At 73.7% G+C, this 22,194-nt stretch carries 24 protein-coding genes and 1 riboswitch; of the genes, 12 read left to right on the top strand and 12 right to left on the bottom strand.

The features are described 5' to 3' along the window. Window positions 1-135 precede the first annotated feature (135 nt). A riboswitch (cyclic di-AMP (ydaO/yuaA leader) is annotated at window positions 136-294 on the top strand. A 12-nt stretch (window positions 295-306) separates the two neighbouring features. Then, entirely contained in the window at window positions 307-1,107 is an 801-nt protein-coding gene (locus SLAV_RS10535; RefSeq protein ID WP_030235273.1) for a M23 family metallopeptidase, read from the top strand. A gap of 197 nt (window positions 1,108-1,304) precedes the next feature. Next, window positions 1,305-1,970: a GntR family transcriptional regulator gene (locus SLAV_RS10530; protein ID WP_030235270.1), complete on the top strand. Its 666-nt coding sequence runs from the start codon at window positions 1,305-1,307 to the stop codon at window positions 1,968-1,970. 268 nt (window positions 1,971-2,238) lie between these two features. On the opposite strand, the gene SLAV_RS10525 is transcribed toward SLAV_RS10530, so the two are convergent. Beyond that, complete coding sequence (locus SLAV_RS10525; protein ID WP_030235267.1) at window positions 2,239-2,520, bottom strand: HPr family phosphocarrier protein; 282 nt, start codon at window positions 2,518-2,520, stop codon at window positions 2,239-2,241. Between the two features lie 210 nt (window positions 2,521-2,730). Between SLAV_RS10525 and SLAV_RS10520 the strand changes: the two genes are divergently transcribed. From SLAV_RS10520 to SLAV_RS10505, 4 genes are all read left to right on the top strand, one after another. Continuing rightward, on the top strand, window positions 2,731-5,547 hold the full coding sequence (locus tag SLAV_RS10520; protein ID WP_030235265.1) for a bifunctional acetate--CoA ligase family protein/GNAT family N-acetyltransferase: 2,817 nt from the start codon (window positions 2,731-2,733) through the stop codon (window positions 5,545-5,547). A gap of 47 nt (window positions 5,548-5,594) precedes the next feature. Next, window positions 5,595-6,194 carry a DUF5998 family protein gene (locus SLAV_RS10515; protein WP_030235262.1) on the top strand — a complete coding sequence of 200 codons (600 nt, stop codon included), beginning with the start codon at window positions 5,595-5,597 and terminating at the stop codon, window positions 6,192-6,194. Continuing rightward, window positions 6,194-7,399: an alkaline phosphatase family protein gene (locus tag SLAV_RS10510; RefSeq protein ID WP_030235259.1), complete on the top strand. Its 1,206-nt coding sequence runs from the start codon at window positions 6,194-6,196 to the stop codon at window positions 7,397-7,399. The genes SLAV_RS10515 and SLAV_RS10510 overlap by 1 nt, the downstream gene beginning before the upstream one ends. 61 nt (window positions 7,400-7,460) lie before the next feature. Further along, entirely contained in the window at window positions 7,461-8,111 is a 651-nt protein-coding gene (locus tag SLAV_RS10505; RefSeq protein WP_030235256.1) for a thymidine kinase, read from the top strand. A gap of 14 nt (window positions 8,112-8,125) precedes the next feature. Here the strand turns inward: SLAV_RS10505 and SLAV_RS10500 are convergent, their stop codons facing one another. Next, window positions 8,126-8,755, bottom strand: a complete 630-nt coding sequence (locus SLAV_RS10500; RefSeq protein WP_051841210.1) for a TetR/AcrR family transcriptional regulator — start codon at window positions 8,753-8,755, stop codon at window positions 8,126-8,128. Window positions 8,756-8,905: 150 nt separating this feature from the next. On the opposite strand from SLAV_RS10500, the gene SLAV_RS10495 reads away from it, so the two are divergent. Then, window positions 8,906-9,277: a cupin domain-containing protein gene (locus SLAV_RS10495; protein WP_030235251.1), complete on the top strand. Its 372-nt coding sequence runs from the start codon at window positions 8,906-8,908 to the stop codon at window positions 9,275-9,277. 89 nt (window positions 9,278-9,366) lie between these two features. On the opposite strand, the gene SLAV_RS10490 is transcribed toward SLAV_RS10495, so the two are convergent. From SLAV_RS10490 to SLAV_RS10465, 6 genes are all read right to left on the bottom strand, one after another. Continuing rightward, the gene (locus SLAV_RS10490; protein WP_030235248.1) at window positions 9,367-9,552 is read right to left on the bottom strand and encodes a hypothetical protein; all 186 of its coding nucleotides are present in this window, start codon (window positions 9,550-9,552) and stop codon (window positions 9,367-9,369) included. Window positions 9,553-9,923: 371 nt separating this feature from the next. After that, complete coding sequence (locus tag SLAV_RS10485) at window positions 9,924-10,646, bottom strand: DUF11 domain-containing protein (protein ID WP_030235245.1); 723 nt, start codon at window positions 10,644-10,646, stop codon at window positions 9,924-9,926. Then, window positions 10,647-11,051 (bottom strand): DUF11 domain-containing protein, encoded by a 405-nt coding sequence (locus tag SLAV_RS10480; protein ID WP_100660856.1) that lies wholly within the window; start codon window positions 11,049-11,051, stop codon window positions 10,647-10,649. It abuts the gene before it with no gap. A 126-nt stretch (window positions 11,052-11,177) separates the two neighbouring features. After that, a complete protein-coding gene (locus SLAV_RS10475) occupies window positions 11,178-11,534 on the bottom strand; it encodes a winged helix-turn-helix domain-containing protein (protein WP_030235239.1) in 357 nt (118 codons plus the stop codon). Beyond that, a complete protein-coding gene (locus SLAV_RS10470; protein WP_030235237.1) occupies window positions 11,531-11,947 on the bottom strand; it encodes a hypothetical protein in 417 nt (138 codons plus the stop codon). Before SLAV_RS10470 ends, SLAV_RS10475 begins: the two co-directional genes overlap by 4 nt. 121 nt (window positions 11,948-12,068) lie before the next feature. After that, a complete protein-coding gene (locus SLAV_RS10465) occupies window positions 12,069-12,509 on the bottom strand; it encodes a nuclear transport factor 2 family protein (RefSeq protein WP_030235235.1) in 441 nt (146 codons plus the stop codon). A 116-nt stretch (window positions 12,510-12,625) separates the two neighbouring features. Between SLAV_RS10465 and SLAV_RS10460 the strand changes: the two genes are divergently transcribed. Together SLAV_RS10460 and SLAV_RS10455 are read left to right on the top strand one after the other, a co-directional pair. Then, the gene (locus tag SLAV_RS10460) at window positions 12,626-13,195 is read left to right on the top strand and encodes a PadR family transcriptional regulator (protein WP_030235232.1); all 570 of its coding nucleotides are present in this window, start codon (window positions 12,626-12,628) and stop codon (window positions 13,193-13,195) included. After that, the gene (locus SLAV_RS10455; RefSeq protein ID WP_030235230.1) at window positions 13,182-13,967 is read left to right on the top strand and encodes an SGNH/GDSL hydrolase family protein; all 786 of its coding nucleotides are present in this window, start codon (window positions 13,182-13,184) and stop codon (window positions 13,965-13,967) included. Before SLAV_RS10460 ends, SLAV_RS10455 begins: the two co-directional genes overlap by 14 nt. Window positions 13,968-13,992: 25 nt before the next feature. On the opposite strand, the gene SLAV_RS10450 is transcribed toward SLAV_RS10455, so the two are convergent. Beyond that, window positions 13,993-14,787: a VOC family protein gene (locus SLAV_RS10450; protein ID WP_030235227.1), complete on the bottom strand. Its 795-nt coding sequence runs from the start codon at window positions 14,785-14,787 to the stop codon at window positions 13,993-13,995. A gap of 175 nt (window positions 14,788-14,962) precedes the next feature. Here SLAV_RS10450 and SLAV_RS10445 point away from each other — a divergent pair, with 175 nt between their 5' ends. Then, window positions 14,963-15,796: a sulfurtransferase gene (locus tag SLAV_RS10445; protein WP_030235224.1), complete on the top strand. Its 834-nt coding sequence runs from the start codon at window positions 14,963-14,965 to the stop codon at window positions 15,794-15,796. 46 nt (window positions 15,797-15,842) lie between these two features. On the opposite strand, the gene sepH is transcribed toward SLAV_RS10445, so the two are convergent. Then, the gene (gene sepH, locus SLAV_RS10440; RefSeq protein ID WP_030235220.1) at window positions 15,843-16,904 is read right to left on the bottom strand and encodes a septation protein SepH; all 1,062 of its coding nucleotides are present in this window, start codon (window positions 16,902-16,904) and stop codon (window positions 15,843-15,845) included. A gap of 531 nt (window positions 16,905-17,435) precedes the next feature. Here sepH and SLAV_RS10435 point away from each other — a divergent pair. Beyond that, entirely contained in the window at window positions 17,436-18,272 is an 837-nt protein-coding gene (locus SLAV_RS10435; RefSeq protein WP_063760336.1) for a hypothetical protein, read from the top strand. A gap of 32 nt (window positions 18,273-18,304) precedes the next feature. Here SLAV_RS10435 and SLAV_RS10430 read toward each other — a convergent pair whose 3' ends face one another. Together SLAV_RS10430 and SLAV_RS10425 are read right to left on the bottom strand one after the other, a co-directional pair. Then, window positions 18,305-19,633 carry a D-arabinono-1,4-lactone oxidase gene (locus SLAV_RS10430; RefSeq protein ID WP_030235215.1) on the bottom strand — a complete coding sequence of 443 codons (1,329 nt, stop codon included), beginning with the start codon at window positions 19,631-19,633 and terminating at the stop codon, window positions 18,305-18,307. Then, on the bottom strand, window positions 19,584-20,840 hold the full coding sequence (locus tag SLAV_RS10425; protein WP_030235212.1) for an MFS transporter: 1,257 nt from the start codon (window positions 20,838-20,840) through the stop codon (window positions 19,584-19,586). Before SLAV_RS10425 ends, SLAV_RS10430 begins: the two co-directional genes overlap by 50 nt. A gap of 184 nt (window positions 20,841-21,024) precedes the next feature. Between SLAV_RS10425 and SLAV_RS10420 the strand changes: the two genes are divergently transcribed. Next, complete coding sequence (locus SLAV_RS10420) at window positions 21,025-22,185, top strand: ferrochelatase (RefSeq protein WP_030235209.1); 1,161 nt, start codon at window positions 21,025-21,027, stop codon at window positions 22,183-22,185. Window positions 22,186-22,194 lie beyond the last annotated feature (9 nt).

The raw sequence follows: 22,194 nt of genomic DNA, 5'->3' as shown, positions 1-22,194 counted from the left end.
CGCTTTACCGCCGTGGTTGCGGTTATGCGGTGTGGCGTACGCAACAAAAGCGCTCGTCTGTTTGGCGATCGACTGATGATCCGCCTAGCGTCGCCCTTGCTGTCCGTCAGTTGTGCGCGCCGCACTCGCGGCACCGGGCAGCAATCGCCGAGTCCCCGTCAGGCGCGAGCCTGGGGAGCCGGGGACCCACATGTGTCCCTGGGGTGAATCGGACCACCTCGCAAGAGGGGCCCGTAGGAGACCTTCCTGCTCCGAACCCGTCAGCTAACCCGGTAGGCGAGAGGGAAGGAAAGGACCAGCCCCTTCATGGCGTTTGGCAGTCGTACCGCCGCTCCCGGCAAGCACCGTGGTTCCAGCCGTCTGAGCCGCAAGACCGCCGGCTACGCCGGCATAGCCGCCCTCGCCACCACGGGTGTGGTCGCCGCCGTTGCAGCCCCGGCCTTCGCCGCGGACAACAGCGCCCCCTCCGTCGAGGACACCGGCCAGAACGCCGTCGTCGTCGCCGACGGCCTCCAGGACGACATCGAGGTCCAGGCCGAGTCCCAGCAGGTCGCCGCCGAGGCCGTCGCCGCCCAGGCCCAGGCCGAGGCCGACGCCAAGCAGCGGGCCTCCGAGGCCAAGCGGGCCGCCGAGGCCAAGGAGAAGACCGAGCGCGAGGCCGCCGAGCGCGCCGCCCGCGAGGAGGCCCGCAAGCGCCTCAACACCTTCGTGGCCCCCGTCGACGGCTCCTACGTCAGCACCCAGTACGGCGCGGGTGGCGGCATGTGGTCCTCCGGCAGCCACACGGGCATCGACTTCCACGCGGACGAGGGCACCACGGTCCACGCCGTCGGCGCGGGCACCATCGTCGAGGCGGGCTGGGGCGGCGCGTACGGCAACAACATCGTCATCAAGCACAACGACGGTACGTACACCCAGTACGGGCACCTGCTCTCGCTGAGCGTCTCCGTCGGCGAGACCGTCACCCCGGGCCAGCAGATCGGCCTGTCGGGCTCCACGGGCAACTCCAGCGGCCCGCACCTGCACTTCGAGGCCCGCACCGGCGCCACCTACGGCACGGACATCAACCCGCTGGCGTACCTGCGCCAGCACGGCGTGGGCATCTGACTCGCACGCACCGCGCACTGCGGCAGTACGAAGAAGGCCCCGGCTCTCCGAGCCGGGGCCTTCTTCGCGTCCCCCGGCGCAGTGAAATGTTTCGGATATCGGGCCGTCATCGGAAATTATCGTGTGCTGCAATAGAGTCGCAGCACGGTCAAGAATCCGGCGACGGTGCCGGCGGTTAATCCTGCGGAGGTCCGGCCTTGCGTATTCCTGCGCACGCGGTATGCACAGCGATCCGCGACGACATCGTCTCCGGTTTCTTCGGGCCGGGGGGCCGGCTGACCGAGGAAGTCCTGGCCCGCCGCTACGGCGTCTCCCGGGTCCCCGTCCGCGAGGCGCTGCGCACCCTGGAGTCCGAGGGCTTCGTCACCACCCGTCGGCACGCCGGCGCCTGTGTGGCCGAGCCGACGGCGCAGGAGGCCGCCGACCTCCTGGAGCTGCGGATGCTGCTGGAGCCGCTGGCCGCCTCACGGGCCGCCCGCCGGCGCACCGAGGCCCACCTGAAGGTCCTGCGCGGGCTGGTCAGGCTGGGCCGGGAGCGGGCCCGCAAGGCGCAGGGAGAGGACCTGCGGGCCCTGGGGGGCTGGTTCCACGAGACGCTGGCCCAGGCGTCCGGCAGCCCCGGGCTGATCGCCCTGCTCACCCAGACCCGGCACAAGATCGCCTGGATGTACGTGGTGGAGGCCCCGGCGCGGCCCGTGGACTCCTGGGCGGAGCACGCGGCGATCGTCGACGCGGTGGCGCGCGGGGACGCGGAGCGGGCCGCGGCCCTCACCGCGCAGCACGCGGAACGGGCGGCCGCGGCGCACCGGCCGCGGGTGAGGACTTCGCAACCTGCCGTACACACGGCGAGCGGCCGGCATTAACAATCCCGGCGTATACAAAGGGATATGCCGGGCGGGCGAATGCGGCGTGCGCGCTTTCCGGCCACAGGTGATTCCGCCCGCCGTCCTGCCGTCCTTGAATTCCTGGGTGGGAATTCCTGCGGCGCCCAATTCGGGCGGCTGAATTCCCGTGGTCGGTCCGTAGCGGTGAATGCGCGCGGCCGGGCGGGGCGGAAAACCGTACGGAAAACAGTGAAGCCGCAGTCCCGGGGTGGGGGACTGCGGCTTCACGGGTACCGGACCCGAAGGGTCAGACGGTCTCCGGGAGCTCCTCAAGGCCCTCGGCGACCAGCTTCGCGAGGCGGTCCAGCGCGGCGTCCGCGCCGTCGGCCTCGGAAGCGAGCACGATCTCCTCGCCGCCCTGGGCGCCCAGGCCCAGGACCGCCAGCATGGACGCGGCGTTGACGGGGTCGCCGCCCGCCTTCGCGATGGTCACCGGGACGCCGGAAGCGGTCGTCGCGCGGACGAAGATCGAGGCGGGACGAGCGTGCAGGCCCTCGGCCCAGCCGACGTTGACGCGGCGCTCTGCCATGGTGATGCCCTTCAGGTTCTTACGGTTGTCTAGACCAGTCTCTCACGACACCCGGACTGCTCGGACCGACTTCCGGCCCGGATCCACCGCCGTTCGACCCTCCCCAGCTTGCACTGGTTCGCCCCGGTGTGTCGTATCCGCCGCGCGCATGCGGTCCCACCCGTCGGGCACGCCCGTCCACCGGGGCGCATCGCCCCTTAGGGTGGCTCCATGACCACCGCGTCGGACCCCTCGTACCCGGCCCACTGGGAAGCGGACGTCGTGCTGCGCGACGGCGGCACCGCCCGGATCCGCCCCATCACCACCGAGGACGCGGGCCGGCTGGTCAGCTTCTACGAGCAGGTCTCGGACGAGTCGAAGTACTACCGGTTCTTCGCCCCCTACCCCCGCCTCTCCGACCGCGACGTGCACCGCTTCACGCACCACGACTACGTCGACCGCGTGGGCCTCGCCGCGACCATCGGCGGAGAGTTCATCGGCACCGTCCGCTTCGACCGCATCGGCCCCGACGGCCGTCCCGCCTCCGCGCCCGCCGACGAGGCCGAGGTGGCCTTCCTCGTCCAGGACGCCCACCAGGGCCGCGGGGTGGCCTCCGCCCTGCTGGAGCACATCGGCGCGGTGGCCCGCGAACGCGGCATCCGCCGGTTCGCCGCCGAGGTGCTGCCCGCCAACACCAAGATGATCAAGGTGTTCACGGACGTCGGCTACCAGCAGAAGCGCAGCTTCGAGGAAGGCTCCGTCCACCTCACCCTCGACCTCGAACCCACCGCCGAGTCCCTCGCCGTCCAGCGGGCCCGCGAGCAGCGCGCCGAGGCCCGCTCCGTACAGCGCCTGCTGGCCCCCGGCTCCGTCGCGGTGGTCGGCGTCAGCCGCTCCGGATCCGGCGTGGGCTCCGCCACCCTGCGCAACCTGCGCGACGGCGGCTTCCACGGACACCTCTACGCCGTCAACGAGGCCCGCGCCCCCGGCATGGAGGGGGACCTGCTGGACGGCGTACGGGCCTACCGCACCGTCGCCGACATCAACGCCCCGGTCGACCTCGCCGTGATCGCCGTCCCCGCCGAGCGGGTCCCCGACGCGGTCGCCGCCTGCGGGGAGCACGGCGTACAGGGCCTGGTGGTGCTCTCGGCCGGGTACGGCGAGAGCGGCCCCGCCGGACTGGCCCGCCAGCGGGAACTGGTCCGCCAGGTCCGCTCCTACGGGATGCGCCTGATCGGCCCCAACGCCTTCGGGGTGATCAACACCGCCCCCGCCGTGGAACTCAACGCCTCCCTCGCCCCGGCCCCCGCCACCGCCCGCGGACGGATCGGCCTGTTCACCCAGTCCGGCGCCATCGGGATCGCCCTGCTGTCCGGACTGCTGCGGCGCGGCGAGGGGCTGTCGTCCTTCGTCTCCGCCGGGAACCGGGCGGACGTCTCCGGCAACGACATCCTCCAGTACTGGTACGACGACGAGGCCACCGACGTGGCCCTGCTGTACCTGGAAACCCTCGGGAACCCGCGCAAGTTCACCCGCCTCGCCCGCCGCACGGCCGCCGTCAAGCCGGTGGTCGTCGCCCGCGGCGGCCGGCACACCCCCGCGGGACACCTCGTCCCCGGCACCCGGCTCCCCGACACCACGGTCTCCGACCTGCTCCGGCAGGCCGGCGTCATCCGCGTCGACACCGTCACCGAGCTCGTGGACGTCGGCCTGCTGCTGGCCGGACAGCCCCTCCCGGCGGGCCCCCGCGTGGCCATCCTCGGCAATTCCGAGTCCCTCGGCGTGCTCACCTACGACGCCTGCCTGACCGAGGGGCTGCGCCCGCTGCCCCCGCAGGACCTGACCACCGCCGCCACCCCGGCCGACTTCCGCGCCGCCCTGTCCGCCGCCCTGGCCTCGGACGACTGCGACACCGTTGTCGTCAACGCCATCCCGTGGGTGAGCGAGCGCACGCTCGCCGACGACCTCGCGGAGGCGCTGCGGCAGGCCGCGGCCGAGGTGCCCGGCAAGCCCGTCGCGGTGGTCCACGTGGAGCTGAGCGAGCTGGTCGAGGCCCTGTCCGCCGTCCGGGCCGCGCCCCCCGCCCCGCCCGGCCCCGCCGCGCCGGACCAGACGGCCGCCACCGCCCCGGCACCGGCGCAGGCCCCGGCCCCCGGCGGCGCGCCCCGGGAGGCGGCCCGCCGGATCCCGGCCTACCCCGCCGCGGAGCGGGCCGTGAAGGCCGTCGCCGAGGCCGTCCGGTACGCCGAGTGGCGCCGGGCCAACTCCGAGGCCGGACAGGTCCCCGAGTACGAGGACATCGACGAGAGCGGCGCCGCGGCCCGCCTCGCCGCCCTGCTGGACGGCGTGCCCGAGGGGACCGCCCTGACCCTGGACGAGGCCGACGCCCGCGACCTGCTCGGCCGCTACGGGATCCCCGTCCGGCCCGTCCTGCCCGCCCCGAGCCCCGACGCCGCCGTCCGCGCCGCCCGGGTCCTCGGCTACCCGGTCGCCCTCAAGACCACCGCCCCGCACCTGCGCCACCGCGCGGACCTGGGAGGCGTACGTCTCGACCTGACCACCGAGGCCGAGCTGCGCCGCTCCTACGAGGAGCTCACCGAGGCCCTCGGCAAGCCCGGCGAGCTGCTCCCCGTCGTCCAGGCGATGGCCCCGCGCGGGGTGGACACCGTCGTCCGCGCCGTCGTCGACCCCGCCGCCGGAACCGTCCTGTCCTTCGGGCTCGCCGGAGTCGCCTCCGAGCTCCTCGGCGACACCGCGCACGGCCTGGTCCCCGCCACCGACCGCGACGTGGCCGCGCTGATCCGCTCCATCCGTACCGCGCCGCTCCTCTTCGGCTGGCGCGGAAGCGACCCCGTGGACACCCCCGCCCTGGAGGAACTGCTGCTGCGCCTGTCCCGGCTCGTCGACGACCACCCCGAGGTGACCGCGGTCGCCCTGGAGCCGGTCGTCGTCGCCACGGAAGGCCTCTCCGTGCTCAGCGCCACCGTCCGCGTGGCCCACCCGCCGGCCCGGACCGACCTCGGCCCGCGCACCCTGCCCAGCTACTGAGCGCCGGGCAGGTAGGGGGACGCCGTACGGGCCTTAGGATGGACCTCATGGCGAAATCCGGTACGACGACCCAGGGGCTGCTCCGCGCGGCGATCGAGCGCAGCGGCTACTACCCGGCCCTCGTGGCCGAGGCGGTGGAGGCCGCCGTCGGTGGCGAGCCGATCTCGTCGTACCTGGTCCACCAGGAGACCACCTTCGACTCCAACGAGGTGCGCCGGCACGTGACCGTGCTGGTCCTGACCGGCAACCGCTTCATCGTCAGCCACACCGACGAGCAGGCCGCCGACGCCGGGTCCCCGTCCCCGTACGCGACGACCTCCACCGAGTCGGTCAAGCTGTCCAGCATCTCCTCCGTGGTCCTCAGCCGCGTCGTGGCCAACCCGGAGTCCTACACCCCGGGCCAGCTGCCGCGCGAGGTCGTGCTGACCATCGGCTGGGGCGCGGTCTCGCGCATCGACCTGGAGCCCGCCGCCTGCGGCGACCCGAACTGCGACTCCGACCACGGCTACACCGGCAACTCCACGGCCGACGACCTCAGCCTGCGGGTCAGCGAGGCGGGCGACGGACCGGAGACGGTCCGCCAGACCCTCGTCTTCGCCCAGGCCCTCTCGGAAGCCACGGCGGCGACCGCCACCCCCGCCCGCTGATGTCGTACTCCGCGCCGCCGAACTGGCAGGACGACCCGGAAATCCTCGACCTCGCCGGCGCCCCGGTCCCGCACTACGGGACCGGCTCCCTCGCCGACCTGCTGCCGACCCTGGCGGCCGGACAGGGCGTGCCCGGTCTCGCCGCGGGGATCACCGAGCTGGCCCCGGCCGACCGGAACTGCGTCTTCCTGGTCGACGGCATGGGCTGGGAGCAGATCAAGGCCCACCCGGAGTACGCCCCCTTCCTCACCTCCCTCCTCGCGAGCTCCCGCGGCGGCACCGGCCGTCCGATCACCGCGGGCTTCCCGGCGACCACCGCCACCTCGCTGGCCTCCGTCGGCACCGGCCTGCCCCCCGCCCGGCACGGCCTGCCCGGCTACGCCGTGCGCAACCCGGCCTCCGGCGAACTGATGAACCAGCTCCGCTGGCAGCCGTGGACCCCGCCCAAGCCCTGGCAGCCGTACCCGACGGTGTTCCAGCTCGCCGACGCGGCCGGGGTGCACACCGCCCAGGTGTCCGCACCGAACTTCCAGAGGACCCCGCTCACCCAGATCGCCCTCAGCGGCGGCACCTTCCACGGCCGGATGACCGGGGAGGAGCGGATGGACCTCGCCGCGATCCAGCTCGCCGCCGGGGAGCGCTCGCTCGTGTACACGTACTACAGCGAGCTCGACGGGGCCGGCCACCGGCACGGCGTGGACTCGGACGCCTGGCGGGGCCAGCTCATGTACGTCGACCGGCTCGTGCAGCGGCTCGCGGAGCAGCTGCCGCCGCGCACCGCCCTGTACGTGACCGCCGACCACGGCATGGTCGACGTCCCCTTCGACGAGGACTCCCGGATCGACTTCGACGAGGACTGGGAGCTGGGTGCGGGCGTGGCCCTGCTCGGCGGCGAGGGCCGGGCCCGGCACGTCTACGCGGTACCGGGCGCCGAGGCCGACGTCCTGACCGTGTGGCGCGAGGTGCTCGGCGACCGCTTCTGGGTCGCGAGCCGCGAAGAGGCCCTGGAACTGGGCTGGTTCGGGGCTCCGGGGGAGTGCGACGAGCGGGTGCTCGGACGGATCGGCGACGTGATCGCCGCGGCCCAGGCCGACGTCGCGATCACCGCGTCGCGCAACGAGCCCAACGAGTCGGCCCTCACCGGCATGCACGGCTCCATGACCGCGGCCGAACAGCTGGTCCCGCTGCTCGAAGTCCGCACCTGAGCCGCCCCGCCCGCCCTGCTTCCCCTTCCCCCTCCCAGACCTGAAAGGTCCCGTACCTCCCATGCCCGAGCTGGTGTTCTTCTCCGGAACGATGGACTGCGGAAAGAGCACTCTGGCTCTCCAGATCGCCCACAACCGCGATGCGCGGGGTCTGCAGGGTGTGATCTTCACGCGTGACGACCGGGCGGGGGAGGGCAAGCTGTCCTCCCGCCTCGGCCTGGTGACGGAGGCGGTGGAGGCGCCGGAGGGCATGGACCTGTACGCGTACCTGGTGGCGCAGCTCTCCAAGGGCGGCAAGGCCGATTACGTGATCGTGGACGAGGCGCAGTTCCTCGCGCCGGAGCAGATCGACCAGCTGGCCCGCATCGTGGACGACCTGGGCCTGGACGTGTTCGCCTTCGGGATCACGACGGACTTCCGCACGAAGCTGTTCCCCGGCTCGCAGCGCCTGATCGAGCTGGCGGACCGCCTGGAGCAGCTCCAGGTGGAGGCCCTGTGCTGGTGCGGGGCCCGCGCCACGCACAACGCCCGCACGGTGGGCGGGGAGATGGTGGTCGAGGGCGCCCAGGTGGTGGTCGGTGACGTGAACCGCCCGGCGGGGGAGATCGGCTACGAGGTCCTGTGCCGCCGCCACCACCGCCGCCGCATGACCTCGGCCGCGGCCCGCGCCGGCGCCCTCTCCCCGGACGTCCTCCCGGTCAACCCCGCCTGACCGGACCGGCCGGGTCACCAGACGGTGCCGGTGGGGTCGTTGCCGAGCGCGGCTCCGAGGAGGGCGCGCAGGTGGTCGGCCTCCGTGAGGAGGACGGCCTCGATCCGGTCGTCGTCGTGGCCGGCCAGGGTGAGTTCCTGGATGCGCCGGAACAGCAGCCGGTCCGCCGCGGAGATCAGGGCGGCGGCGGCCCGGGGGGCGATCGCCGCGGTGGTGTCCGGGACGGCGGCGCCGAGCGCCGCGGCCAGGGCTTCCTCGCGCTCGTCGTGCAGTTCGCGCAGGCGGGCGGTGAGGGTGGGACTGTCGGCGACCATACGGGCGAACGCGGGTCCGGTGAAACCGACGACCGGGTCGTGTTCCAGCAGCGCGGCGCGGAACGTCCGTTTGAGGGCGGTGAGCGGTTCTTCGCCGGGCAGGCGTTCCGTGACGCTGCGCGCCAGGCCCTGGGTGAAGACCTCGTAGTGGTCGAGGGCCAGGTCCTCCTTGCGCGGGAAGTAGTTCGTCACCGTCTTCTTGGCCACGCGGGCCGCGGTGGCGATCTCGGCGATGGTGGTCTGCTCGAAGCCCTGCTCGATGAAGAGCCGGGTCGCGCAGTCGGAGATCAGCCGCCTGGTCTCCTGCTTCTTGGACTCGCGGAGTCCCATCTCGGTGCCCATGGGCAAATCTTACCCTCGTAGTAAAAATGCTCTTGACCGACCTTCTGCGGCTGGCTAAATTTACGTCCGTAGTAAAAATAGCCCGAGCGCATCCAGGGAGACTCCCTGAACGTCACCACCTCCACCGAGGAGCCCGCCGTGCACGTGATCACCCCCACCGCCGAGAACGTCGTCGAGTCCCCGAACGCCCGGATGACCGGGCTGGCCGCCCCCAGCCGGGGCAGCGCGGAACTCAGCACCTGGACCGTGGAGATCGAGGCCGACAGGACCGGCCCCGAGCACAGTGTCAGCCGCGAGCAGGTCTGGACCGTGACCGAGGGCGCCCTGCACATCACCTGCGCGGGCCGCATCGAGGAGGTCGGGGCCGGGCAGACCGTCGTCCTGCCGCCGGACGTCGTCCGCCAGGTCCACGCCCCGCGGGCGGCCCGGGCGCACGTCGCCATGCGCGCGGACGGAGTGGCCTCCGTGCCCGGCGTCGAGGGCACCCGCGTCCTGCCGTGGGCCCGGTGAGGACGCACCGCACCCGCGCGTGAGGAAGGCCGGCGGGGCGCGGAGCCCCGCCGGCCTTCCGGCGATCAGCGGATCAGGGGATCAGCGGGTCACGGGGTCGTCCTGCCCACCTCCAGGTCGGCCGTCGGGGTCTTGACCGTGCCTTCGGGCGGACCGGCGGCCGCGCTCGTGTTGTTCGCGGGCCTCGGGTCGGCGGTCAGCGCGTCGACGGTCGCGGTGTTGCGGATGTCAGAGCCGTTGCCCGTGTACTCCGGATCCAGCTTCACCTTGATCACCCAGGTGATCGAGGCGCCCGGCGCCAGGCGGGGCAGCGGACCGCAGGTGACGGTCCTTGGTGAGGGCGAGGTCCGCGGACGGATCCGTGACGTGGCCGCCGGGCACGGCGGCGGTGCTCTCGTCGTTCTCGCTCGCGGGGTCGATGTTGTCGGCCGTGACCTGGGCGGTGTTCCTCAGGTCGCTGCCGTAGGCCAGCGCACGCGGTCCCGGGCCGTCGGGCCGGCCGTCCGCCGCCGCGTGACGGCAGCAGCAGCGCCGCCGCGCACAGTAGGGGGCGGCGGCCCTGCGCCACCGGGCACTCCAGGGCATGGTCATTCCGGAACGTTCCTCGTCTGCTCGCTCGGTGAGGGCCCCGTCCGCGGACCGGCGGTCACGCGCGGGGGCGGAAGGCCGTCCGCAGGGCCGCGCCACCGGTCACCAGAGCGGCCGAGACCCACAGCAGTCCGACCGGGACCCGGGCCCCCGAATCGGCGAGGTCGCCACGGCCGCCGTGGTGGCCCTCGTCCCGGTCGGACACCAGGCACAGCCGGCCGCCGCCGGGGCCCGTCGTACCCCGCTCGTTGGCGTTGTCCGACGGGTCGGGGTCGAAGCTCGCCGAGGTGACGCGGGCGACGTTCTCGATCGGCGCGCACGAGCGGCCCGGCGGACGGCCCCGCTCCCCGGTGACCGCGCGGACCGTGATCCTGAACTCCGCGCTCCCACCGGCCGCCAGGCGGGCGAGCGGCGGGCACACCACCAGCCGGTCCTCGCCCTTCGGGACCGCGCAGTCGTCCGGTGAGGAGAGCAGGGCCAGCGAGGACGGCAGCCGGTCGGTGACCGTGACCTGCCGCGCCGTCGCCGGGCCCTGGTTGTGCACCGTGATCAGGTACGTGAACTTCTCGCCCGGACGGACGTCCTCGCGCCCCTTCGCGAGCAGGGCGGTCTTGCGCAGCGACAGGTCGGCCGCCCGCGCGATCGGCGGGATCTTCAGCCCCGTCAGCGAGGTCGTGTTGTCCAGCCCGTCCGGGTCCGGGGTGTCGGCTCCGACGACCGCATCGTTGACGATGTCGCCGCCGTCGCTGCGGTAGTCGGCCGCCAGCCGTACGGTGATCACTCAGCTGTGCGACGGGCCCACCGGCAGGGCGGCCGGCGGACCGCAGGTCACCGTTCGGCCGCTGACCGAGCAGCCGTCGCGGGAGGCGGCGAACTCCAGCGAGGCGGGCAGCCGGTCGGTGACGCGTACCTGCCGGGCCGCGGACGGCCCCCGGTTGGTCACCGTCAGGACGTAGTCGTAGGTCTCCCGCGCCACCGCGCCCGCCGCCTCCCGGTGTTCCCGGGCGGCGCCCGCGGCGGCGTTCGGACGCAGCGCGCCCGCCACGGCCAGGTCCGCGTCCCCGGGGGCCGGCACGGCCGCGAAGGCGGCGGTCAGGGGCAGGAGTCCGTACGCCGCCGCCACGCCGACGGCGCCCAGCGTCCGCCGGCGGGAGCGACCGGGGGACTTCCTCGGTGAACGTGGCATCGGATGCCCTTCGCAGAAGCCGACTCGCCGTGGTTGATCACGTGGTCGGCTATTCACACAAACCGGGTTGCGGGCCCGCGCCCCGACCGGCACCCCGGTCCCGCCTGCGCCCCCGGGTCCCCGGGGTCAGTCCCGGGCGGCGCCGGGGCCGGGGCCGTCCGTGCCCGCGATGGCGGTGAGGGCGGCGAGGTGGCGCCGGTAGCGGGCCAGCCCCTCCTCGGTCAGCGCCAGCCAGGTCCGCGGCCGCCGGCCGACCTGCCCCTTCTCCACCGTCACCCAGCCCGCCTCCTCCAGCCGCGAGACCTGCTTCGACAGCGCGGAGTCGGTGATCTCCACCAGGTCCCGTACGTAGCCGAACTCGGCCTTCTGCACCGGGGCGAGCGCGGCGACGACCGACAGGCGTACGGCCGAGCCCAGCAGCGGGGCGAGCGCGTGGCGCGGGTGCGGAACCCGCTCCGCGCCCGCCGAGGTCCCGTCCGTCACGCGGAACGCGCCTCACGCCGGGCCGCGGCGGCCGCCGGCAGTGCGCACGCCAGGGCGGCCACGACCGCGAAGGCCGTGGAGTCGCGGAAGACGGCGTAACCGAGCAGCAGGCTCGTGACGTAGGCGACCGCCCAGGTGCCGATCACCCGGAGGTGGCGGCCGCCGTGGCCGCGCGGGACCACGGGCTGCCGCGTCGCGAACAGGGACAGGCCCATGACGACGGCCACGTTGCCCACCGTGCCGACGAGGGTGCCCGTCCGTCCGTGCCACAGCAACACCACCGGAACGAGGAAGAGTTGCCATCCGGCGAAGACCCACAGGTAGGCGGCGTACCAGCCGCTCCTCCCGCGCGCGCGGTCCTCGATCCGCGCGATGCCCTTCAACGACGCGATGGCGTCGGCCCGTTCCCCCATGACGAAGTCCTCCCGCTCGTCGCCGGGCCTCCCTGAAACGTGCCGGCCCGGCATCTACTTGCCACATTAGCAAGTAGATGCCGGGCCGGCAGGAAAGGCCTTCCGCGCGCGTGTCGGTCCGTCAGGCGCCCTGGCCGGCCGCGGGATCGGGAACGAGGCCGTCGGCCACCAGGCCCGCCAGGACCGCCTGCCCCAGGGCGTGGACGGCCGACTGGGGGCGGACCATCACCGTGAACTCCTTGATCCGGCCCGCCCCGTCGAACTGCAGCAGGTCGATGCCGTGGATCTGCTTCCCGTCCACGACGGCCCGGAACGGCAGGACCACCGACGGGGCCTCCCCGCCGTCGGCGCTCGTCTCGGCGGCGCCGTCCAGCCGGCCCAGGTAGCGCAGGTCCCCGAAGACGCGCAGGAGCACGCCGAACAGGCCCAGCACCATCGGCCTGCCCTCGAAGGGGGTGAACTTCACCGGGCTGTAGAACCGGACGTCCTCGGTGAACAGATCGTCCAGCGCGCTGAGATCGCGCTTCTCCACGGCGGTGCGGAAGCGTTCGGCGGTCTCCATGACCCCTCCAGGTGCTCGGAACACACGGGAATGCGGCAGCTACTCAAGAATGTGACTAGTCAGTTTTTTGAGTATGATGCAGCGGCGGACGATCAAAGGGAAGGGGGCCGGGCGGGATGGCCCTGAAACACGCGGTCCTGGCGGCGCTGCTCGACGGCGAGTACAGCGGGTACCAGCTGGCGAAGGCCTTCGACGTGGGCGTCGCGAACTTCTGGCACGCCCTGCCCCAGCAGCTCTACGCCGAACTGGCCAAGCTCGAACAGGACGGACTGGTCGAGGGCCGGCAGGTGGTCCAGGAGAGCCGGCCCAACAAGCGGCTGTTCCGGGTCACCGACGCCGGCCGCGCCGAGCTGGAGCGGTTCGCCGAGGCGCCGCCGAAACCCTCCTTCATCCGTGACGACCTGCTGGTCAAGGTGCAGAGCGCCGACCGCATCGGCACCGGACCGGTGATCGAACAGCTCGAAGAGCGGGCCGCCGCTGCGGCGGCCAAGATCGAACTGCTCGGCGCGATGCTGCGCACCATGCGCGGCCCCGTGGACGAGGCGGAGTACCTGCTCCGGGGCGAGCGCATCGGCGGCTACCTGACCTGCCTGCGCGGCCTGGCCTTCGAACAGGGCCACCGGGACTGGTGCCTGAGGATCGCGGCCGTACTCAAGGAGAGGCAGGCAGCCCGTGCCGAACGCTGAACCCGTACGCTACGTCGCCCTCGGCGACAGCCAGACCGAAGGGCTCGGGGACGGGGACGACGCGACCGGCCTGCGCGGCTTCGCCGACCGGCTCGCCGCGCACCTCGCGACCGCCCACCCCGGCCTGCTCTACGCCAACCTCGGCGTGCGCGGCCGCCTCGCCGGCCAGGTCCACGCGCAGCAGCTGGGCCCCGCCCTCGCCCTGCGCCCCGACGTGACGACCGTGGTCGCCGGGGTCAACGACCTGCTCAGGCCCCGGTTCGACGCGGCCGCCACGGCCGGGCACCTGGAGGAGATGTTCGCCGCGCTCACGGCCGCCGGAACCCGGGTGGCGACCGTGACCTTCCCCGACGTGGCACGGATCGCGCCGATGGCCCGGCCGCTGGCGCCCCGGGTGGCCGAGATCAACGAGCACATCCGTGCCGCGGCCGCCCGGCACGGGGTCGCCGTGGCCGAAACCGGTCGGGCCGACGCCGCCCACGACCCCCGGATGTGGAGCACGGACCGGCTCCACGCCAGCCCCCTCGGCCACGCGAGGATCGCCGCCGCCCTGGCCGAAGCCCTCGCCGTGCCCGGGTACGACGGCACCTGGGCCCACCCGCTGCCGCCCCGCCCGGCCCCGGGCCTGCTCCGGAGCGCGGCGGCCGAAGTCGGCTGGACGGCCGGGTTCCTCGGCCCGTGGCTCGGCCGCCGCCTGCGCGGCGCGTCCTCCGGGGACGGCCGCAGCGCCAAACGTCCCGACCTGCGGGCCCTCGACGCCCCCGCGTCCTGATCCCGGGGCGCCCGGCTCCGGTGGACTAGCCGGCCGGGACGTCCGTGCGGACGAGGGAGAAGACCGCGCCCTCCGGGTCCGCGACGGTGGCCACCCGGCCGCGGACGCCGTCCCGGGGCGGCGTGACGACCCGGCCGCCCAGCTCGGTCACCCGGGCGGCGGCCGCGTCGGTGTCCGCCACCTCGAAGTACGTCATCCAGTGCGGCCCCCGGTCGTGCGGCAGGGACCGGCCGACCCCGTGCACCGCGGCGACCGGACGTCCGCCCAGGAGCAGCGTCACGTGGTCGAAGTCGGTGGACGAGGCCGGGTGTTCCTCCGTCTCGTGCCCGAAGACGTGCTGGTAGAACTTGCCGACCGTCGAGGTGTCCTGGGTGACCAGCTCGTTCCACACCGGGGTGCCGGGCACCCCCGGCCGGCGCGTGCCCGGATGGGCGCCGGCCTGCCAGATGCCGAAGATCGCGCCCAGCGGGTCGGAACAGATCGCCATCCGGCCCGCCGCCCCGGCGTCCAGCGGTCCGACCGCGACCGTTCCGCCGCAGGAGCGGATCGCCTCGGCGGTGGCGTCCGCGTCATCGGTGGCGAAGTACGTGGTCCAGGCCACCGGGAGGTGCCGGTCCGGCGGCATCTCCCCGACGCCCGCCACCTCCTGGCCGTCGAGGAGGGCCCGTACGTACGGCCCCAGCTGGTTCGGGCCCGGCTCGTACTCCCAGCCGAAGAGGTCCGTGTAGAAGTCCTCGGTGTTCCCGAGTCCGTGCACCATCAGGCTCACCCAGCACGGTGTGCCGGGCGGGCGCTGCGAAACCCCCGCTGCCGCCGTCATGTCAGCCGTCTCCTGCCGTCGTGTCCCTGTTACCCGCTGATGCTTCCACTCCGCGGGACCCGGCGCGCCCCGACCTGGCCGGGCGGCGACGGCCCGGAGCAGAGTGACCGAATCACTGCTGCCCGTCCATGTCCGGCTTGTTACGCGGGTCCGGGCGGGGGAGGAAGATGAGCCCATGACTGCGATCCTCTCGGCCTCCGAACTGATGAGCGAGATGGCCGGTTCCCGGCCGCCCGTGCTCCTGGACATCCGCTGGCAGCTGGGCGGCCCCGACCAGCGCCCCGCCTACGAGGCCGGGCACCTGCCCGGCGCGGTGTACGTCGACCTCGACCGTGAACTGGCAGGTCCGCCCGGGTCGGGCGGCCGTCACCCGCTGCCGGACCCGGAGGCCTTCGGCGCCGTGATGCGCCGCGCCGGGGTCCGCTCGGACGTGCCGGTGGTCGTGTACGACGGCGGGCAGGGCTGGGCCGCCGCACGTGCCTGGTGGCTGCTGGGCTGGACGGGTCACCCCGACGTGCGCGTCCTGGACGGGGGCCTGGCGGCGTGGACGGCCGCGGGCGGCGCGGTGACCGCCGACACGCCCACTCCCGTGGAGGGCGATTTCAAGCCAAACCCGGGTGCTCGGGGGCTCCTGGACGCCGACGCGGCGGCCTCGCTCGCCCGTACGGGACTGCTGCTCGACGCCCGCGCCGGCGAGCGGTACCGCGGCGAGGTGGAGCCCATCGACCCGGTCGGCGGCCACATCCCGGGCGCCGTATCGGCCCCGACCACGGAGAACGTCGGCCCGGACGGCCTGTTCCTGCCGGCCGAGACCCTGCGCGCACGGTTCGCCCGGATGGGTGCCACCGGGGACACCGAGGTGGGCGTGTACTGCGGCTCCGGGGTGTCCGGAGCGCACGAGGTACTGGCCCTGGAAGTGGCGGGAATCGGGTCCGGCCTCTACGCGGGCAGCTGGTCGCACTGGTCCTCGGACCCGGCGCGACCGGTGGCCACCGGCCCGAACCCCTGACGGTGCGCGCCGGGCCGGCGCTCCCTCGGGGGCGCCGGCCCGGCGGCTACTCCTGCTTCTTGCGCCGGGTGCCGAAGACGATCTCGTCCCAGCTGGGCACCGCCGCACGGCGCCCGGGGCGGACCCCGTCGGCCTCGGCCTGCCGGTCCGTCGTTCCGGTCAGCCGGTCGCGGTGGCCCGCCACCGTACGCGGCATCAGCACGTCGGCGTACGCGGTGCCGGCGCCGGCCGAGGCGGCGGCCGGGGGCTCCTCGCTCTCGGCCTCCTCGGCGGGGACCTCGGTCCGGTCGGTGCGGTCCGGGACCACCAGGTCGCCCCGGAAGCTCGGGACCGCTTCCAGCAGGCTGGTCAGCGTGTCCCGCTCCTCCTCCGGTTCCGGGACGGGTGCGGGGACGGCACGCCCCTCGACCCGTTCGAGCTGCCGGTCGAGGGCACGGTCCAACGGCCGGTCCAGGGTGCGGTCCAGCGGCCGGTCGCGCGGCAGCCGGGCGATCCTCGGCACGAAGGGGAAGGTCGGCTCCGGGGTCGAGGGCAGGTCGTCCGCCTCGCCGATCAGGGAGCGCGCCTCGTCGTCCACGGCCACGACCAGCCGGCGCGGCGGGTCGTACGTCCAGCTCGCGGAGTGCGGTTCGGTGGCCACCCGGTAGACCAGCAGCACCTCCCAGGTGCCGTCGTCGCGGCGCCAGGAGTCCCACTGGACGGAGTCCTTGTCGGCCCCCCGCAGGGTGAGCCGTTCCTGCACGGCCTCGCCGAGCTGCGGTCCGGTGTTCTCGCCGGGGCGGCGCACGGGGGTCTTGCGGGCCCGCTCCGCCATGAAGGCGCGCTCGGCCAGGACGGGACCCTCGAAGCGGCGGACCCGGTCGACCGGGATGCCGGCGAGCTGCGCGACCTCCTCCGCGGAGGCACCGGCCCGTATCCGTGCCTGGATGTCGCGGGGGCGGAGGTGGCTCTCCACCTCGATCTCGATCTGGTTCAGGCGCGCGCGGTCATTGCGCACGGCAGCCCGCAGCCGCTCGTCGATCGGAAGCGTGTACTCCGTGCTGTCCGCAGCCTTGAGCACCAGTCGTGTGCCGTCATTTGAGACGGCCACGACACGCAGTTCGGGCATGGGGACCTCCCGGGTGGTGCCTGCCGACGTCACGTGCGTCGCTGCTTCCGCTAGTCGAGTGTGGCCTGCCCGGGTGCAGCCTGCCACAACCTTGCCGAGTTAAACCGGCGTGTCGGGCATGCGCCCTTGATCGACGTTATGGCACGGTTACCTGTTGGGCACGCACAGTGACCGAATGGTTACTGTGCGCAGCAGGAGCCCGTGCGATACCGCGGCATCACCGGTCTTGAGTGCCGTTTCTCCATCAGTCGGCCCCTCTCCCGAGTCCGGACATCCGTAAGGAAGGACGGCCCCAGGGCTCGCCACAGTACTCCATTCGGGCCACCTGGGTGGACCGCCGCGCCGCCGAACTTGTCCGGGGTGGCGGGAGTTGGGCTGCCCGAAATCGGGTCCGCGAGGGGGCCCACCTGCACGCCGGTCCGTTTTCGGGTGTCTTGCTTCACAGAATCCCCAGAAACGGAACTATCCCTTTCGCCCAGGTGTCAGTAACTGCTGGAAGAGGAGAAGCGCGAGAGGCAGGACACACCCGGGATGGCGATGGGTCAGAAGGCGGCGGGGGAAAGCGAACCGGAGGAGTCCGGAGGCCGGAAGCTCGATCTGAGCGTCACCCAGATCGCGGGCTCCTCCCTGGCGACCGTCGCGGCGGCCCTGCTCGCCTCGAAACTGGGCGTCTACGGGACCATCCTGGGCGCCGGCGTGGTGAGCGTGGTCGCCACCGCGGGCGGCCCGGTCATCCAGCACGTCTTCCGGCGCACCGGCGACCAACTGCGCGGGAGCGCCCGCCCCGCGGCCCGCCGGGCGCCGTCGTCCGAGGCCGCAGGGGCGCCCGGCCCCGGCGGGATCCCGGAGGAGTTCGGCGAGGCCACCGTGCACGGCACCCGCGTACGGGGCTGGAAGCGGACGGCGCTGGCCTCCGGGGCGGCGTTCGCCCTCGCCATCGGCGGCCTCGGGACCTACGAGGCCGTCGCCGGAACCTCGATCAGCAGCGACGGCGGCACCCTGCTGTCGGGCGGCTCGCGCAAGGCCCCCGACCACCGCCCCGCGCCCTCCGGGGACGGGCGGGACGGCGGCGGCGCCGGCGAGCGCGGGGGCAAGGACGGGAAGACCCCCGGGTCCGGGACCTCCCCGGACCCCTCGGCCTCCCGCGGTTCCGGCGGACGGAGCCCCGGCCCGGGAGCGACGCCCTCCACGACGCCCTCGGCCCCGGCCCCGTCGGCCTCCCCGGACGCCGCGCCCTCGAAGTCCGCCACCCCGCCCGGCCCGACAGCCGGTACCGGCGGCACGGGAACGGACTCCGGCTCCGGCACCGGAACGGGATCGGGCTCCGACGGCCCGCAGCCGCAGCCGCAGGGCGGGGGCACCCCCTGAGCGCACCCCCTGAGCGGGGCGCCCCCCGGGGCTCACGCGCCGAGCACGCGCCGCAGGTAGTCGTTGCCGAACACCCGGTCCGGGTCCAGCCGGTCGCGCAGCGCGGTGAACTCCCCGAAGCGCGGGTAGACCCCGGCGAGGTACTCCGCGTCCCGGGTGTGCACCTTGCCCCAGTGCGGCCGTCCGCCGTGCGCGGTGAAGATGCGCTCCGCGGCCGTGAAGTAGGCCTGGTACGGGGTGCCCTTGTACATGTGCACCGCGATGTACGCGCTCTCCCGGCCCGACGCCGTGGACAGGGTGATGTCGTCGGCCGGTGCCGTGCGCACCTCCACGGGGAAGCTGATCCGCAGCGGGGAGCGGTCGACCATCGCCTTGAGCTCCCGCAGCGCCTCGACCAGCCGCTCGCGCGGAAGGGCGTACTCCATCTCCACGAAGCGCACCCGGCGCGGGCTGGTGAACACCTTGTACGGGATGTCCGTGTAGGTGCGCGCCGACAGGGCGCGGCTGGCCACCCGGGCGATCGCGGGGACGGCCGCGGGGACGGCGCGGCCCAGCGAGTTGACGGCCTGGAAGACGCCGTTGGAGAGCAGTTCGTCCTCCACCCAGGCGCTGACGGCGCCGGGCGGGGCGGCCGGGCCCTGGCTGCGGTTGTTCCGCTTGGTGTTGCAGTTGCCGGTGTGCGGGAACCAGTAGAACTCGAAGTGCTCGTTCTCCGCGACGTGCTGGTCGAACTCGGCGGTCACCCGGTCGAAGGCCATGGGCTCCTCACGGGCGGTCAGGAAGAAGAGCGGCTCGACCGCGAAGGTGATGGCGGTGACGATGCCGAGGGCGCCGATGCCGAGCCGGGCGGCGGCGAAGACCTCCGGGTTCTCCTTCTCCGAACAGGCCAGGACCCGGCCGTCCGCGGTGACCAGTTCCAGGCCGCGGATCTGGGCGGCGATCGAGGCCGAGTCCCGGCCGGTGCCGTGGGTGCCGGTGCTCGTGGCGCCGGACACGGTCTGTTCCATGATGTCGCCCATGTTCGTGAGCGACAGCCCCTGGGCGGCCAGGGCCCGGTTGAGGTCCTTCAGGGCCGTGCCGGCCGCCACCGTGACCGTCCCGGCGGCCCGGTCGACGGACAGGATCCCGGCCAGGGCCTGGGGCCGTACGAGCACGCCGTCGGTCGCGGCCGCCGCGGTGAAGGAGTGGCCGGTGCCGACCGCCTTCACCCGCAACCCCTCCTCGGCGGCCCTGCGGACCGCCTCCTGGAGCTCCCCGACCGAGGCCGGGCTCACCACCCGCGCGGGCGTGGCGGTGATGTTGCCCGCCCAGTTATGCCACGTGGTCCGCCGGTGCTTCTGCGCTGCTGTCCCCGTCGCCATCGGTGGAAGGCTCCTCCCCTTGCGCCGGCCTCGTCAGCCGGCGGTAACCCGCGAACGCCACCGCCGCCGCGGCCGTCCCCGCCGCGATCGAGACGACGTACCCGCGCTGGGCGCCGGCCGCGTCGATGACGAGACCGGTCACGGAGGAGCCGACCGCGACCCCGACCGCCAGGCCGGTGCTGATCCAGGTCATGCCCTCGGTGAGCTTCGCGCGTGGGACGTGCGCTTCGATCAGGGCCATCGTGGTGATCATCGTGGGAGCGATGGCGAGGCCCGAGACGAAGAGCGCCACGGCCAGAAACGGAAGGTTCCCGGCCAGTAGGAGGGGGATCATACTCACGGCCATCGCACAGATGCCCAGTACCCACCGGCGTTCCGTCCGGCCCTTGAGATGGAGCAGCCCGAAGACGATGCCGGCCAGGCAGGATCCGGCCGCCCAGATGGCCAGGATGAAGCTGGCGGAAGACTTGTTGCCCTGCTCCTCGGCGAAGGCGAGGGTGGACACGTCGATGGAGCCGAAGATCGCTCCGGTGGCCACGAAGGTGGCCGTCAGCACCTGCAGACCGGGGGAGCGCAGGGCCGAGGTGCGCTTCGCCTGCGCCTCGCGCGGGTGCGGGGCGGGCTCGGTGGAGCGCTGCGCGGTGAGCAGCCAGACGCCGACGAGCAGGCAGACGGCCGCGATCAGCGGTCCGGCCTCGGGGAACCAGGTGGTGGAGAGCCCGATGGCGAGGATCGGGCCGAAGATGAAGCAGACCTCGTCGACGACGGACTCGAAGGAGTACGCGGTGTGCAGCTCGCGGGGGGAGTCCCGGTAGAGCGTGGTCCAGCGGGCGCGGACCATCGAGCCGACGCTCGGTACGCAGCCCGCGATCGCGGCGAAGACGAAGAGGGTCCAGTCGGGGAGGCCGTTCGCGGCGGCCAGCAGGAGCCCGGCGACCGCGGCGACGGAGATCAGCGTGGCGGGGCGCAGGACCCGGCGCTGCCCGTACTGGTCCACCAGCCGGGAGACCTGGGGGCCGATGACCGCGGCGGCGAGGGCCAGGGTGCCGGTGAGGGCGCTGGCCATCGCGTAGCGCCCGGTTATCTCGGAGATCATCGTCAGGATGCCGACGCCCACCATGGAGATCGGCAGCCGGCCTATGAGGCCGGCGGCACTGAAGCCCTTGGTGCCGGGGGCCGCGAAGATCGCGCGATAGGGACTGGGCAAGGTGTCTCCGTAAGGGACGTCGTCGGCCCATACAGGTTACGACCGCCGACACGGGACCCGCACGGGGACCGGACGCGGGAGCCCCGTCCGGCCAATTGAACTTAGGGTCACCTTACCTGCGACGCGTCCGCGATGCGGACCGGGCGGTTCTCCACGGCGAACCCCGGGTGGCAGGATTCGAGGCATGTCAGACCAGCTCCGTGCCCCCGAAGCGCCCGTGGCCGAAGGCCTCGCCGCCCCCTACGACGCCCTCCTGCTGCTGTCCTTCGGCGGCCCCGAGGGACCCGACGACGTCGTGCCGTTCCTGGAGAACGTCACCCGCGGGCGCGGGATCCCGCGCGAGCGGCTCAAGGAGGTCGGGCAGCACTACTTCGGCTTCGGCGGCGTCAGCCCCATCAACGGGCAGAACCGCGAGCTGCTGGACGCGCTGCGCAAGGACTTCGCCGGGCACGGGCTGGACCTGCCGGTGTACTGGGGCAACCGGAACTGGGCCCCGTACCTGACCGACGTGCTGCGCGAGATGGCCGCCGACGGGAGGCGCCGCATCGCCGTCCTGGCCACCAGCGCCTACGCCTCGTACTCGGGCTGCCGCCAGTACCGGGAGAACCTCGCGGACGCCCTGGCCACCCTCGCGGAGGAGGGCGTGGCCGAACTGCCCCGGGTCGACAAGCTGCGGCACTACTTCAACCACCCCGGCTTCGTGCAGCCCATGATCGACGGCGTGCTCGCCTCGCTGGCCGGTCTGCCGGAGGAGGTCCGCGACGGCGCGCACCTGGTCTTCACCACCCACTCCATCCCGACCGCGGCCGCCGACACCTCGGGCCCCGTCGAGGAGCACGGCGAGGGCGGCGCCTACGTCCGGCAGCACCTGGACGTGGCCCGGGTGATCGCCGACGCGGTCCGGGCGGAGACGGGAACCGGGCGGCCCTGGGAGCTCGTCTACCAGTCGCGCAGCGGCGCCCCGCACGTCCCGTGGCTGGAGCCCGACGTCTGCGACCACCTGGAGGCCCTGCACGCGGCGGGCGCCCCCGCGGCGGTGATGGTGCCGATCGGCTTCGTCTCCGACCACATGGAGGTCCTGTACGACCTCGACACCGAGGCCACGGCGAAGGCCGCCGAACTGGGCCTGCCCGTCGCCCGGTCGGCGACGGTCGGCGCGGACCCGCGGTTCGCGGCGGCCGTGCGCGACCTCGTGCTGGAGCGGGCCGCGGCGGAGCGGGGCGAGGGCGTGGAGCGCTGTGCGCTGGGCCTGCTGGGCCCGAGTCATGATCTGTGTGCCGTGGGCTGCTGCCCGGCGCGGGGGCCCCGGCCCGCCGCCGCGGGCGCGGACAGCCCGTACGCGTGAGGGAGTGGG

Origin of the sequence: Streptomyces lavendulae subsp. lavendulae (assembly GCF_002803845.1) — a bacterium.
Lineage (GTDB): Bacteria > Actinomycetota > Actinomycetes > Streptomycetales > Streptomycetaceae > Streptomyces > Streptomyces lavendulae.
The sequence above is the reverse complement of the archived record's forward strand: the minus strand, read 5'-3'. Positions and strand labels throughout refer to the sequence as shown.

What these genes read in the sequence shown, in the direction of transcription:
- SLAV_RS10505 (WP_030235256.1), top strand. Translation starts at nt 7,461, where the DNA reads ATGCCCGAGCTGGTGTTCTTCTCCGGAACGATGGACTGCGGAAAGAGC.
- SLAV_RS10460 (WP_030235232.1), top strand. Translation starts at nt 12,626, where the DNA reads ATGGCCCTGAAACACGCGGTCCTGGCGGCGCTGCTCGACGGCGAGTAC.
- SLAV_RS10500 (WP_051841210.1), bottom strand. Translation starts at nt 8,755, where the DNA reads ATGGGACTCCGCGAGTCCAAGAAGCAGGAGACCAGGCGGCTGATCTCC.
- SLAV_RS10450 (WP_030235227.1), bottom strand. Translation starts at nt 14,787, where the DNA reads ATGACGGCGGCAGCGGGGGTTTCGCAGCGCCCGCCCGGCACACCGTGC.
- SLAV_RS10445 (WP_030235224.1), top strand. Translation starts at nt 14,963, where the DNA reads ATGACTGCGATCCTCTCGGCCTCCGAACTGATGAGCGAGATGGCCGGT.
- SLAV_RS10430 (WP_030235215.1), bottom strand. Translation starts at nt 19,633, where the DNA reads ATGGCGACGGGGACAGCAGCGCAGAAGCACCGGCGGACCACGTGGCAT.
- SLAV_RS10510 (WP_030235259.1), top strand. Translation starts at nt 6,194, where the DNA reads ATGTCGTACTCCGCGCCGCCGAACTGGCAGGACGACCCGGAAATCCTC.
- SLAV_RS10470 (WP_030235237.1), bottom strand. Translation starts at nt 11,947, where the DNA reads ATGGGGGAACGGGCCGACGCCATCGCGTCGTTGAAGGGCATCGCGCGG.
- SLAV_RS10420 (WP_030235209.1), top strand. Translation starts at nt 21,025, where the DNA reads ATGTCAGACCAGCTCCGTGCCCCCGAAGCGCCCGTGGCCGAAGGCCTC.
- SLAV_RS10465 (WP_030235235.1), bottom strand. Translation starts at nt 12,509, where the DNA reads ATGGAGACCGCCGAACGCTTCCGCACCGCCGTGGAGAAGCGCGATCTC.
- SLAV_RS10520 (WP_030235265.1), top strand. Translation starts at nt 2,731, where the DNA reads ATGACCACCGCGTCGGACCCCTCGTACCCGGCCCACTGGGAAGCGGAC.
- SLAV_RS10480 (WP_100660856.1), bottom strand. Translation starts at nt 11,051, where the DNA reads ATGCCACGTTCACCGAGGAAGTCCCCCGGTCGCTCCCGCCGGCGGACG.
- sepH (WP_030235220.1), bottom strand. Translation starts at nt 16,904, where the DNA reads ATGCCCGAACTGCGTGTCGTGGCCGTCTCAAATGACGGCACACGACTG.
- SLAV_RS10435 (WP_063760336.1), top strand. Translation starts at nt 17,436, where the DNA reads ATGGCGATGGGTCAGAAGGCGGCGGGGGAAAGCGAACCGGAGGAGTCC.
- SLAV_RS10535 (WP_030235273.1), top strand. Translation starts at nt 307, where the DNA reads ATGGCGTTTGGCAGTCGTACCGCCGCTCCCGGCAAGCACCGTGGTTCC.
- SLAV_RS10515 (WP_030235262.1), top strand. Translation starts at nt 5,595, where the DNA reads ATGGCGAAATCCGGTACGACGACCCAGGGGCTGCTCCGCGCGGCGATC.
- SLAV_RS10525 (WP_030235267.1), bottom strand. Translation starts at nt 2,520, where the DNA reads ATGGCAGAGCGCCGCGTCAACGTCGGCTGGGCCGAGGGCCTGCACGCT.